10 protein-coding genes, 1 pseudogene and 2 riboswitches are annotated in these 12,494 nt (G+C 67.5%); of the genes and pseudogenes, 4 read left to right on the top strand and 7 right to left on the bottom strand.

Annotated elements, in window-relative coordinates:
* Positions 1 to 83 precede the first annotated feature (83 nt).
* The 4 genes from ACQCSY_RS05090 to ACQCSY_RS05105 all read right to left on the bottom strand — a co-directional run bounded on the left by ACQCSY_RS05090 (position 84) and on the right by ACQCSY_RS05105 (position 4,063).
* A complete protein-coding gene (locus ACQCSY_RS05090; RefSeq protein ID WP_427133731.1) occupies positions 84 to 584 on the bottom strand; it encodes an HNH endonuclease in 501 nt (166 codons plus the stop codon).
* 244 nt (positions 585 to 828) lie between these two features.
* Positions 829 to 1,572 carry an NlpC/P60 family protein gene (locus ACQCSY_RS05095; protein ID WP_427133733.1) on the bottom strand — a complete coding sequence of 248 codons (744 nt, stop codon included), beginning with the start codon at positions 1,570 to 1,572 and terminating at the stop codon, positions 829 to 831.
* A gap of 300 nt (positions 1,573 to 1,872) precedes the next feature.
* Positions 1,873 to 2,042: riboswitch (cyclic di-AMP (ydaO/yuaA leader) on the bottom strand.
* A gap of 137 nt (positions 2,043 to 2,179) precedes the next feature.
* Positions 2,180 to 3,001 carry a M23 family metallopeptidase gene (locus ACQCSY_RS05100; RefSeq protein WP_427133735.1) on the bottom strand — a complete coding sequence of 274 codons (822 nt, stop codon included), beginning with the start codon at positions 2,999 to 3,001 and terminating at the stop codon, positions 2,180 to 2,182.
* 4 nt (positions 3,002 to 3,005) lie between these two features.
* Positions 3,006 to 3,222, bottom strand: a riboswitch (cyclic di-AMP (ydaO/yuaA leader).
* A gap of 145 nt (positions 3,223 to 3,367) precedes the next feature.
* On the bottom strand, positions 3,368 to 4,063 hold the full coding sequence (locus ACQCSY_RS05105; protein WP_427133737.1) for a metal-dependent transcriptional regulator: 696 nt from the start codon (positions 4,061 to 4,063) through the stop codon (positions 3,368 to 3,370).
* A 355-nt stretch (positions 4,064 to 4,418) separates the two neighbouring features.
* On the opposite strand from ACQCSY_RS05105, the gene serC reads away from it, so the two are divergent.
* Positions 4,419 to 5,549: a phosphoserine transaminase gene (serC, locus tag ACQCSY_RS05110; protein ID WP_427133739.1), complete on the top strand. Its 1,131-nt coding sequence runs from the start codon at positions 4,419 to 4,421 to the stop codon at positions 5,547 to 5,549.
* Here the strand turns inward: serC and ACQCSY_RS05115 are convergent.
* From ACQCSY_RS05115 to ACQCSY_RS05125, 3 genes are read right to left on the bottom strand one after another with little or no spacing between them, the layout of a single operon-like run.
* The gene (locus tag ACQCSY_RS05115; RefSeq protein WP_427135689.1) at positions 5,539 to 6,855 is read right to left on the bottom strand and encodes an MFS transporter; all 1,317 of its coding nucleotides are present in this window, start codon (positions 6,853 to 6,855) and stop codon (positions 5,539 to 5,541) included. The genes serC and ACQCSY_RS05115 overlap by 11 nt on opposite strands.
* A gap of 44 nt (positions 6,856 to 6,899) precedes the next feature.
* Complete coding sequence (locus tag ACQCSY_RS05120) at positions 6,900 to 7,481, bottom strand: DUF3027 domain-containing protein (RefSeq protein WP_427133741.1); 582 nt, start codon at positions 7,479 to 7,481, stop codon at positions 6,900 to 6,902.
* Positions 7,482 to 7,489: 8 nt separating this feature from the next.
* Positions 7,490 to 7,873: a cold-shock protein gene (locus ACQCSY_RS05125; RefSeq protein WP_427133743.1), complete on the bottom strand. Its 384-nt coding sequence runs from the start codon at positions 7,871 to 7,873 to the stop codon at positions 7,490 to 7,492.
* 177 nt (positions 7,874 to 8,050) lie between these two features.
* On the opposite strand from ACQCSY_RS05125, the gene ACQCSY_RS05130 reads away from it, so the two are divergent.
* The 3 genes and pseudogenes from ACQCSY_RS05130 (at position 8,051) to ACQCSY_RS05140 (ending at position 12,435) form a co-directional block, all read left to right on the top strand.
* Positions 8,051 to 8,284 (top strand): hypothetical protein, encoded by a 234-nt coding sequence (locus tag ACQCSY_RS05130; RefSeq protein WP_427133745.1) that lies wholly within the window; start codon positions 8,051 to 8,053, stop codon positions 8,282 to 8,284.
* Positions 8,285 to 8,294: 10 nt separating this feature from the next.
* Positions 8,295 to 10,792, top strand: a pseudogene (locus ACQCSY_RS05135) (helicase-associated domain-containing protein).
* The gene (locus ACQCSY_RS05140; RefSeq protein WP_427133747.1) at positions 10,789 to 12,435 is read left to right on the top strand and encodes a DNA repair helicase XPB; all 1,647 of its coding nucleotides are present in this window, start codon (positions 10,789 to 10,791) and stop codon (positions 12,433 to 12,435) included. The pseudogene ACQCSY_RS05135 and the gene ACQCSY_RS05140 overlap by 4 nt, the downstream one beginning before the upstream one ends.
* Positions 12,436 to 12,494: the final 59 nt, after the last annotated feature.

A 12,494-nucleotide genomic window follows, 5' to 3' on the forward strand; every position in this document is an offset into this window, starting at 1 on the left:
TTCAGCCTAGCGCGGCAAGGGGTCCGGACCGGCACGCCGCGGGTTCAGGCGGCAGGTTCAGGCGGCAGGTTCAGGCCGCAGGTTCAGGCCGCGGATTCGGGCAGCAGGAACGGATCCCAGGCCGGAGTCGGCTTTTCGAGTTCCTTGATCTGCCAGACGGTGCCCTTCGGCGGCGCGGGAGCAAAGCCGAGTTTCCAGCCCATCTCGCCGGGCGTGTGATCACCCTTGGCGTTGTTGCAGCGCAGGCAGGCGGCCACGAGGTTTTCCCAGGAATCCGCACCGCCCCGGGACTTGGGCTGGACATGGTCTATGGTGTGGGCAGCCTTGCCGCAGTAAGCGCAGCGGTGGCCGTCCCGGCGGAGCACGCCCCGGCGGCTGACAGCCGTCATCGTGTTGTACCGGGGCCGGATATAGCGGTTCAGCAGGATCACGGACGGGCGGCCCAATATGTCCTGGGGGCCGACGACGGGATCGTCCCCTTCGGCCACCACGCTGGCCTTTCCGGTCAGCACAAGGACAAGCGCCCGGCGGAAGGTCACTACCGCCAGCGGTTCATATCCAGCATTCAGAACGAGCGTGCGCATCCGCATACCTCTTCACGGCCGCACCCGCCAGGGGCACGAGGGCCGGCTGCCCTCTGCATGGTCAGGCTATGGATCGACAACACAAGAGTAAACACTCAAGTGCCGGATCACCGAATTTTTTTCGACCGCGCCGGTCCGTGCCCCGGAAAGTTCATTCCGCGGCAACACAAAAGACCCCCGCCACCAGGGCGGGGGTCCTTCGAAAGTGCTGGGGCCGTGTTTAGCCTTTGTCTTAGCCCGTGGCTTAGCCGCCGACGCGGATGAAGACCGGGCCGGAGCCGACGTTGGCGCTGTACAGGGCGGTGGTGCCGCCGTTCCAGCCGCCGTGGACGGCCATGCCGTTGCCGACGTAGACAGCGATGTGGGCCATGCCCACGCCACCGTTCTGGTAATAGGCGAGGTCGCCCGGCTGTGCCTCGGCGGCGCTCACGGTGCGGCCCAAGGACAGGTAACCTGCCGGCCAGCCGTGGTAGTGGATGCCCGCTGCGGCCAGTGCGTTGGTTACGAGGGCGGTGCAGTCCTGCCCGACGCCGATCTGTGCATAGGCAGCGGCGGCGATCGTCGCGCCGTTGCCGCTGCCGATGCCTGCCGGTGCGCCGACGGACGCGGATGTTCCGAGCTGCGCGCCGCCGGCCTGGGCGTCCTGGACCTTCACAGCGGGCTTCGGGGCCTCGACGACAGGAGCCGGCGACGTGGTGACGGCGGGCTTCTCGTAGGAGATCGCGATGGTAGAAGCAGCCGAAATAGTTGCCGGAGCAGCTGACTGGACTTCGAGGGCGGAAGCGGAGGTGGATTCGCGCTGAACGTTGGTCTCAGCAGCGTTGGCTGCGATACCGCTGGTCAGAACCAGGCCGGATGCTGCGGCGATGACTGCAGCCTGGCGGCCCATGCCGCCGGCGTTGTCGCCGACAGCCTTGGCAATGACAGCAAGCGAGTTGGTCTTGGTGACCTCGGCGCGGTGCCGTGCAATGGTTGCACGAGTAGTCATTAAGTTCTCTCTTTCGTGATCCTTGGACCGCGCGTTTTCAGGCGCGGAATGAGGACGCTCCGGCATCTTGGGGGTACGCCGGATCGCCCCGAATGGGTTACTTAGCGAAGGGTGTACTGCGAAGACACGCCAAAAGCGAGCAGGTGCTTGGCCTGCTGTCCGGACTCAGTGGAGAGTGAGTCCGCGGAGTGAGCTCCAATCCGGGCGCCGGCAAGGGCAGCACGGGAGTTGGATTTCAGCGGGCTCCGAAGAGCCGCGCAAGCGCGATTATGCGCAGCATTGTGGCGTGAAGACACGAAAGTAGCCTCTCCCAATGCCTGCGAGGTGAGCTGTCGGATTCGGATGGGAGTCACCCGGCCGCGCTGCTTCCTGGGAAGCTTTGCGACTTAACCCCAAGGTCTTCTTTCGAAGACCAAAATTGGTTCCCCCGCCCCTGCCAGACGATGTGATGCGATCGGACCTTGAGCGGTGGCAGAGCTAGGCAATCCACTCAAGAGCGCCAACTTCGGAAAAGTTGGCGTGCTTCAAACGCTACAGGAGTCCGGACTCAATGTCACATTCAGATCACGGCGTGTCACAAGAATTCGAGAGTGATCCATCGGCTTACTTAGAGCCAGCCGAGCGGGTCAACGACGTCGCCGTTGACCATCACTTCGAAGTGGAGGTGGCAGCCCGTGGAGGCGCCTGTGGTGCCGCTCATCGCGATGAGGTCCCCGCGGGAGACCTTCTGGCCGACGCGCACGGAGGATGAGGACAGGTGGTTGTACGTGGTCTCCAGGCCGTTGCCGTGATCGATCACGATGCGGTTTCCACCGCCGTAGGGGTGCCATCCGGAAAAGGTGACGGTGCCGCTGGCGGCTGCGTGGACGGCTGTTCCGCATTGGGCGGCGTAGTCCTGGCCGCGGTGGAACTCGCCCGCACCGCCCGTGATCGGGCTGACGCGGTAGCCGAACGGCGAGGCCGTGACCATCTGGTCCAGCGGCGCACCGAGAGTGCCGGCCGATGCCGCGCGGGTGATGCTGCCCACCGACTGGGCGCTCAATAGCTGCTTGAGTTTCCCGTCCGGGTCGCCCTTCGTGGTGACGGCCGTGCGGCTGAAGTCGACCTTGGCTGCGGCGGCCGCCGTGACATCCGGCTGCGCTGCGGCGGCGACCGATCCGGACAGGCCGGCGCCCGTGGCCATGACCGGGCTGGTGACGGGGACGGTTACGGTCAGGACCAGGCCCGTGGCGGCCAGTGCGATGCCGGCCTTCTGTCCCACACCGCTGGCGGCGGCAAAGTCCGTTACCTGGCGGAACGGACTGCGGCGGCCCCGGCGTTCGTCGCGGTGCGCGTCACGTGGGCGGTCGGCCATTGGGGCGACAACCGGGCGCGGCTCCGGAGCGGGACCGGTCGCGCGACGACGGCCCCTGGCGGTCTGGGTAGTCAAGAACGGTTCCTCTCTGGATAGCCTGCGAAGTTAGCTGTCGGATTCGGGTCAGAGAGATCAAAGACCCGGTCCGCCGTGGCAAGCAGCCAGACACTGAGGCATCTTGGGATGCCTCGGTGGAGTGTGCTTGCCGCTGACGGACTTCACCCCAAGGCTGCTGTTGAAGCAGCCGCAAGTGGTTCCCCCGCCCCTGCCAGAAGGTGTTTCTGCGACTGATCCGCTGGCAGGGCTCGGCTTCGGATCAGGTAACGCTTTGGTATCGGTACTGGCCACTAACTATAGGTGATTAAGCCGCCCGGTAATAATTCCGTAATCACTTTTGTGCACAACTCATCGGTCATCCCATGAGCGGCGAGTCAGGGCAGGTTAGACGACCGTTACAAACACATGGGCGGCGACTTCGGGAGGCAACTCCAGGGCGCCTTCGATATCCGGGACCCGGACCGAGATGTACTCGCCGACCCGCTCCAGCGAGATCACGGCACCGGGCCGGATGCCGCCCTCATCAAGCTGAACCAGCAACTCCGGCTCGACCTGGATCGGCTCCGCCAGACGGCTGACCGTGATCCGCGAATCCGCACCGTAGCCGGCCATGGCGTCCAGCAGGTTCACCACCCCGTCCGTGTAGGCCCGGGACGGCTGGCCGCCGAGCTCCGCAAGTCCCGGGATCGGGTTTCCGTACGGCGAGACGGTCGGGTGGTTGAGCATCTCGAAAATCCTCCGCTCGACGCGTTCACTCATCACGTGCTCCCAGCGGCAGGCTTCCTCGTGGACGTAGGCCCAGTCGAGGCCGATCACGTCGGCGAGCAGGCGCTCGGCGAGGCGGTGCTTGCGCATGACTCCGATAGCGCGTTTCCGGCCGGTTTCCGTCAGCTCAAGGTGGCGGTCGCCCGAAACAACCACCAGTCCGTCGCGTTCCATGCGCCCGATGGTCTGGGAAACGGTGGGGCCGGAGTGGCGCAGCCTTTCGGCGATGCGGGCGCGGAGGGCGACGATGTTTTCTTCTTCAAGTTCCAGAATGGTCCGAAGATACATCTCCGTAGTATCGATCAGATCCGTCATTCAGCTCAGCTCCTCGAGCGCCGTCCTTGCGTCATTCCCACCGTACCGCGTGCAGGATGCGCCCTGGCGAGATCCGCCGTACGTTCGCAGGACATCTTAGCCTATTTTGAATTACTCCGGATAATCTTCCGGGCGTCGGCACTGGCCGTCACAGTCCCCTCGTTGAGCGTCGGCGTATCAACCGCGAACCAGCCGCGCACCGCCCGCACCGGTGCCTCAATGACTGGACTGTGACGGACCCTTTTCCGTATCGCCCGGGGCTTTCAGGCAGAATGAAAAGGAGTCTTCGTTGCAGCCACCCCTGCCAGGCCACCTCCCAAGCCACGCTACGTATCAGCCGAAAATTGGAGCCACTGTGAGCGACACCAGCATCACGATCCCCGCAAACCTCCTGCCCCAGGACGGACGGTTCGGCGCCGGACCGTCCAAGGTCCGGCCGGAACAGATGGAGGCCCTCGCCGCGGCGTCGGCGAAACTGCTGGGGACCTCCCACCGCCAGGCACCCGTCAAGAACCTTGTCGGCTCGGTCCGGACAGGGCTCAGCGAGTTCTTCCGTGCCCCCGAAGGCTACGAGGTCATCCTCGGCGTCGGCGGCTCCACGGCGTTCTGGGACGTCGCCAGCTTCGGCCTCGTGGACAACAAGGCACAGCACCTGTCCTTCGGCGAATTCGGCTCGAAGTTCGCCTCTGCCACCAACAAGGCACCCTTCCTGGCCGCCTCCTCCATCATCAAGTCCGAGCCCGGCACCCGGCCGTCCGCACAGGCGGAGGCCGGCGTCGACGTTTATGCGTGGCCCCAGAACGAGACCTCGACCGGCGTCGCCGCCCCGGTCAAGCGCGTGGCCGGCGCCGATGCGGGATCCCTGGTACTGGTGGATGCCACCTCTGCCGCCGGCGGCCTGGACGTGGATGTGGCCGAGGCCGACGTCTACTACTTTGCCCCGCAGAAGAACTTCGCGTCCGACGGCGGCCTGTGGCTCGGCCTGTTCTCCCCGGCAGCCCTCGAGCGGGCGGCCCGGATCAAGGCCACCGACCGCTGGATTCCCGACTTCCTGGACCTCCAGACGGCGATCGACAACTCCCGGCTGAACCAGACCTACAACACTCCGGCGCTGGCCACCCTCGTCACTCTGGACGCCCAGGTGCAGTGGCTCAATGCCAACGGCGGACTGGACTTCGCCGCGGCCCGGACCGCGGACTCCGCCGGGCGGATCTACCGCTGGGCCGAGGCCTCCGGGTACGCCACGCCATTCGTGGCCAACGCCGAGGACCGCTCCAACGTCATCGCCACGGTCGACTTCGACGAATCGATCGACGCCGCGGCCATCGCCAAGGTGCTCCGCGCCAACGGCATCGTGGACACCGAGCCCTACCGCAAGCTGGGCCGCAACCAGCTTCGGATCGCCACTTTCGTGGCGATCGAACCGGACGATGTCTCTGCGCTGCTGGAGTGCATCGATTTCGTCGTGGCCGAACTCAAGAAGTAGCGTCGGCGTTTCCGCCTGGGCGTTCCGGCCCAGCGCCGCCGGAACGGGTGCCGGATTCGAGCCGGAAGTGCCGCAGCCCGCGCGCCCTGCGGTCAAAGCGGATCCGCAGCTGCTTCGCCCGGACGATCCACAGCAGCCCGATCAAGGCCGCGATGAGTCCCGCGGCCGCCGCGACGCCCATTGACCAGCGGGGACCGGCAATGTTCGCCACCCAGCCCACCAGCGGTGCCCCGATCGGCGTGCCGCCCATGAAGATCGCCATGTACAGGGCCATCACCCGGCCGCGCATCACCGGATCCGTCGTCGTCTGGACGTAGCCGTTGGCGCTGGTCAGCATGGTGATCGCGAAGAGGCCCACCGGCACCAGCGAGACGCCGAACCAGAAGTAGTTCGGTGCCAGCGCGGCTAATCCGGAGGTCACACCGAATGCCCCGGCGGCCCCGAAGATGATCCGCAGCCGGGGCTTGCTGCGGCCGGCTGACAGCAGCGCCCCGGCGACGGACCCGATTGCCATGATCGAGTTCATCAAGCCGAAGGCGCCGGCGTCCAGGCCGAATTCCGTGCCGACCATCGCCGCGATGAACAGGGCGAAGTTCAGTCCCAGGGTTCCCACAATGAAGATTGCCACGAGCACCACCAGGATGTCCGGCCGGAACCGCACGTACCGCAAACCCTCACGGATCCGACCCTTGCCCGCCGGCGCCCGCGGCAGCTGGCGCAGCGACGCCGCCGGGATCTGCCACAGGCTCGCCAGCAGGGCAACGAACGTGAGGGTGTTGATCAGGAAGACCCAACCCGGCCCGACGACGACCGTGAGCACGCCGGCCACCGCCGGTCCGATCATCCGGGCCACGTTGAAAGAGGCGCTGTTGAGGGCCACGGCGTTGGGCAGGTAGTCGTCCCGGACCAGTTCCGAGACGAAGGTCTGCCGCACGGGCGCATCCAGCGCGGATACGACGCCGAGCAGCAGGGCGAACGAGTACACGTGCCAGAGTTGCGCGGCACCCGAGACCACCAGGACGCCGAGCCCGGCACTGAGCAGCGCCATCGCGGACTGGGTCAGGACAAGGAGCTGCTTACGGTTGAAGCGGTCGGCCACCAGTCCGGCCACGGGCGCCAGGAAAAGCTGCGGGCCCAGTTGCAGGGCCATCGTGATGCCCATGGCCCCGGCGTCGTGCCCGGTCAGGTGGGCGAACACCAGCCAGTCCTGGGCGGTGCGCTGCATCCACGTCCCGATATTGGAAATGATCGCGCCGATGAACCAGATCCGGTAGTTCAGGATGTGCAGGGATTTGAAGGTGGAGATCATGTCCAGCCCTCCCCGTGCATTCCCCGGGACGCTTCCAACCGCTAGTCAGCCTCGGCTGCGGAGTCGTCCTGGTCGGCGTCGGCGTCGGCTGCAGCGTCGTCGGCTGCAGCGTCGTCGGCGTCGGCTGCGGAGCTGTCCTCGGCGTCAGGCGCATCCGACGGCGCTCCGGCGCCGGATGCCTCCTCGGCAGCCTCGTCGCCCTGAGCGTCTTCCGGACGGACACGTTCAGCCCACGGGATCCAATCAGGCGCCAGGACGGAGTCCTCCGAGGGCAGCAGACCGAGCTCGTCGACCGTCACCACCTTGGACCGCGAGTTGCGGGTGAGCACGGCGTACCACTGCCAGCCCAGGTATCCGGGCAGCTTTGATTCGAACAGGTGTGTCACGAGACGGTCGCCTTCGCTGCGGGCACCCAGGTGCTGGCCGATCTGCCAGGCCGGGGCGATGCCTTCCACGGCGGTGCGGGCGAAGTCGACGGCGGCGGCCAGGACAGCGTCCGGCTTGCCCGTGCGCCAGACCGGAACGCCGGCGCGCGGCCGGGATCCGGCTGTTTTGGATCCGGCAGTTTTGGATCCGGCTGCGCCGGCCGCCTTGGGCGCCTTCTGATCAGGTTCCGGAGTCATCAAGGGCCCTATACGTCCAGCTCGTCGGCAACCTTACGGAGCGCGGCGGCAATCGCCTTGCCCTTGTTGCCTTCCGGGTACTTGCCCGCGGACAGGGTACCGGACAGGTTGTCCAGCACGCTCACCAGGTCCTGCACCAGCGGGGCAAGATCCTTGGCGCTGGGCCGCTTGGCCTTGGCGATGGAAGGTGTCTTGTCCAGCACGCGCAGGCCCAGGGCCTGGGCGCCCTTGCGGCCGTCGGCCACGCCGAATTCAACGCGGGTGCCGGTTTTCAGCTCCGTTACGCCCTCGGGCAACGCGGACTTCGGCAGGAACACTTCCTGGCCGTCCTCGCCCGCGAGGAATCCGAAGCCTTTTTCCTTGTCATACCACTTGACCTTGCCGGTAGGCACGTAATCAACCTTCTTCGTTCTGCTGGTACACGGCCGGCGGTCACCGCATCCGCATGGATATGCGGGTTCAGGGTGTGACTGCCTGGACCGTGTTGGTCTGTACGTCCAAGGTTATCCTGCCTCGCCCACTTTGACGGTTTGAGGCGCGGGCGAGGCCGGACTGTTAGCGTTGCCCCCATGACACCACAGCGCTACCGGCGGCCCCTACTGATCATTGCGGCCGCCGTGGCCGTGCTCTCGCTTGTTGCCGTCGGCGCCGTCATGGCCATGGCCTTCAACCAAGTCGTGGCCCCAGTCTGGATCACTTCCGCGGCCCTCTACGGGCTACCGCTGGCATTCCTGGTCATGCTCGCGCTCGTGATCGACGCGGTCGCAGCCCGGCGCCGCCCGCAAGAGCCGCGCGAAAGGTAACGTTGGACTGATGTCCCTTATCCGCGCGCTCAGCATCGATCTGCAGGCCCGCAGCGACGACTCGTTGCGGGCCCTGTTCTCCGCGCGACCGGACCTGGTTTCTCCCGGCGTGCCGGACTTCGCCGCCCTCGCCGCCCGGGCGAGCGGACGGGTCAGCGTGCAGCGCGCGCTGGAGCGGCTCAACCGCCCGGAAATGCAGGTACTGGAAACGCTGCACCTGTGCACCAACGCGGATACCGGGCACAGCGCCTCGGCCGCGATGCTGAAGAAACTCATCAACGGCTCCACTGTCGCCGCCATCGAGCGGCTGCTGCATTCACTGCAGGAACTGGCGCTCGTCCACCGGGCCGGACCCCCGCACGGCGTTGCCCCGGCCGCCGCCGCGAAGCAACGCTATTACCTCCCGGTCGGCAGCCTCAAGGATGTGATCGGCATCTACCCTGCAGGGCTGGGGCGCAGCTACACCGAGCTCGTGCGGCTCCAGCCGGCCTTCGCGCAGCGCGTCGTGCAGCTCGTCGGGGAGCTGCACCGCAGCGGGGCGGCGATCTCCCCCGCGACGACGCCGATGGAGGCGGCGCTGTCGCTGCAGCATTGGACGGCGACGCCGGAATCGCTCCGGAACATCCTTGCCACGGCCCCGGGACGCACGACGGCGCTGCTCGCCAGGTTCGGCAACTGGGCCATGGGCGCCGTTCCCCAGGCGCAACGGCGCGCCTCCGTCCTTCACGAAAGTGCCGACGCCGGCCCCGTGGACTGGCTGCTGGCCCGGGGGCTGCTGGTGCCGCTGGACGCCGCCCACGTGGAACTGCCGCACAGCGTCGGTGTTTCGCTGCGCGGCGGCTTCGTCATTGAGGACTTCGCTCTGGTTCCGCCGGTGCCGCAGCTGGGCCAGACCAGCGCGGGGCTGCGCCGCAACGCCGCGCTCGGTGCGATCGCGGAGACCCTGCGGCTCGTGGGCGAGCTGCTCTACTCCGTGCGTGAACAGCCGCTGGTCACGCTGCGCAGCGGCGGCGTCGGCGTCCGGGAGATGAAACGGCTGGCCGACTCCCTGCGGATCGGGCTGCAGGAGGCCGGAGTGCTCGCGGAGCTGTGTGCCCTTGCCGGGCTGCTGCGCCTGGACGTTGACAGTTCCGCCTGGGTCCAACCTGCGCAGCTTGAGTGGCTGACGCTTCCGCGGCAGGAGCAATGGCTCTGGCTGGTCAATGCCTGGCTGGCCAGCGAGCGCGCGCCCTCCCTCGTGGGGCAGCCCGTCAGCGGCGTGGCCTCGGCACCGGCCGCGCACCGCGGCACCGCCGGCACCACGATCAATGCGCTCTCCGCCGAGGCCCAGCGGCCCGATGCCCCGGTGGTCCGCAAGAGGATCCTGGAGATCCTGAATGAACTCACCCTGGAGGCCACGGCGCCGGACGGCCAGGCACCGGTGCTTGATGCCGCTGCCGTGCTGGAGCGCGCCGACTGGGCGCAGCCGCGCATGGCCAGGCGCTTCAGCTCGCTGATCCGGGGCGTCCTGGCCGAGGCGGAGATGCTGGGCCTCATCGGCTCCGGGGCCCTCAGCCAGCTCGGCGCGGCGATCGCTGCGGAGCAGCCCGACCATGCCCTGGGGATCCTGGGCGAACACCTGCCGGCGGCACTGAACCACGTCCTGCTGCAGGCGGACCTGACCGCGGTGGCGCCGGGCTACCTCGCACCGGAACTGAGCGAACGGCTCCTCACCATGGCCGCGGCCGAAGGCCAGGGTCCGGCGACCATCTACCGCTTCTCCGTGGCCTCGGTCCGGCGGGCCCTGGACGCCGGCCAGGATGCCCACGCAATGCTGGACTTCCTGCGCCAGCATTCGGCCACGGCCATCCCGCAGCCCCTCCGGTACCTCATCGAAGACACCTCGGCGCGGCATTCCCGGCTCCGGGTGGGCACGGCCGCCAGCTTCATCCAGAGCGAGGACGAGACAGCCCTGCTGGAACTGCTCAGCGCGCCCGGTGCGGCCGGCCTCGGTCTGGCACGCATCGCGCCCACCGTGGTCATCTCGCACGCCGCGCCCCGGGAAACCGCCCAGGTGCTCCGGAGCCTGGGGCTGTCCCCCGTCGTCGAGGAGGCCGAGTCCGTCGTCGTCCGTCTGCGCCGCAGCACCGCCGTGCCCGGCAGCGGCCGTCCGGTCTACACCGCCCCGCGCACCGCCCCGCCGGAGGCCGACGTCGACGCCCAGCTGGCGGTGCTCCGCAGTGACCGGTCCCGGGCTGCCGGCAGCGGCGGCCATCCCCGGCCGCCGCTGCAGGCAGCGAGGAGGCCACCCAGCTGGGGCTGGAGACCCTGCAGAAAGCGATCCGGCTCAAACAGCGCGTCGTGATGAACGTGGTGGACAGCATGGGGAATGCCAGAAGCGAAACGGTTGTTCCGGTAGCCGTGAATGGCGGCCGGGTCCGGGTTTTCGATCCGGACAAGGAAACCGAACGGGTCCTGTCCATCCACCGGATTATTGACGTAGAAGCCACAGAGGAATTGCTCCAGTGAATGACGGGCCCCTGATCGTCCAGAGCGACAAGACCATCCTGCTGGAAGTAGACCATGAGCTGGCCACCGAGGCCCGCCACGCGATTGCGGCGTTCGCCGAGCTGGAGCGCGCCCCGGAGCATGTGCACAGCTACCGGCTGACGCCGCTGGGCCTCTGGAACGCCAGGGCGGCCGGGCTGGACGCCGAAAGGGTGCTGGACACCCTGCTCAAGTACTCTCGCTTCCCGGTGCCGCATTCCCTGCTGATCGACATCGAAGAGACCATGTCGCGGTACGGCCGGCTCCGGCTCGAAAAGGATCCGCAGCACGGCCTGGTGATGCGCACGTCCGACTACCCGGTGCTTGAAGAGGTCAGCCGGGCCAAGAAGATCGCCCCGCTGCTGGGCCCGAGGATCGACGGCGAGACCGTGGTGGTGCACTCCTCCCAGCGCGGGCAGCTCAAGCAGCTGCTGCTCAAGATCGGCTGGCCGGCGGAGGACCTCGCCGGCTACGTGGACGGCACGCCCCACCCCATCACGCTGAACGAGTCCGGCTGGAAGCTCCGGCCGTACCAGCAGCTGGCCACGGAAAACTTCTGGGCCGGCGGCAGCGGCGTCGTCGTGCTCCCCTGCGGCGCGGGCAAGACCCTCGTGGGTGCCGCGGCCATGGCCATGAGCTCCACCACCACCCTGATCCTGGTGACGAATACCGTCTCCGCGCGACAGTGGAAGGACGAGCTGCTCAAGCGGACGTCCCTCACGGCGGAGGAGATCGGCGAATATTCCGGCTCCGTCAAGGAAGTCCGTCCGGTCACGATCGCCACCTACCAGGTCCTCACCACCAAGCGCGGCGGGCTCTACCCCCACCTGGAGCTGGTGGACGGCAATGACTGGGGGCTCATCATCTACGACGAGGTCCATCTGCTGCCCGCACCGATCTTCCGGATGACAGCGGACCTGCAGGCCCGGCGCCGGCTCGGGCTCACCGCCACGCTGGTCCGGGAAGACGGCCGGGAGGGCGAGGTCTTCAGCCTGATCGGCCCGAAACGCTATGACGCGCCGTGGAAGGACATCGAGGCCCAGGGCTACATTGCGCCCGCCGACTGCGTGGAAGTCCGGGTGGATCTCCCGCGTGATGAACGGGTGGCCTACGCGATGGCCGAGGACGCGGACAAGTACCGCCTGTGCGCCACGTCCGAGACGAAAACCCGGATAGTGGAACAGCTCGTGGCCGAACACGCCGGGGAGCAGCTGCTGGTGATCGGGCAGTACATCGACCAGCTGGATGAGATCGGCGAGCGCCTCCAGGCGCCGGTGATCAAGGGCGAGACGTCGGTCAAGGAACGCCAGCGGCTCTTTGAGGCCTTCCGTGCCGGCGAGGTGCAGACCCTCGTGGTATCCAAGGTCGCCAACTTCTCCATCGACCTGCCGGAGGCCTCGGTCGCGATCCAGGTGTCCGGCTCCTTCGGCTCCCGCCAGGAGGAGGCCCAGCGCCTGGGCCGGCTGCTGCGCCCCAAGAAGGACGGCCGCGCGGCCCGCTTCTATTCGCTCGTGGCCCGGGACACCCTGGATCAGGATTTCGCCGCGAAGCGGCAGCGCTTCCTCGCGGAGCAGGGCTATGCGTACCGGATCATGGACGCCAAGGACGTGGGGACGGCCAGCTGAGCACTCCAGCTGGCACCGGGCGCTCCAGCTGGCACCGGCGAATGATCCATACAACACAC

The organism is Pseudarthrobacter sp. S9 (assembly GCF_050156545.1).
Classification (GTDB): Bacteria; Actinomycetota; Actinomycetes; order Actinomycetales; family Micrococcaceae; genus Arthrobacter.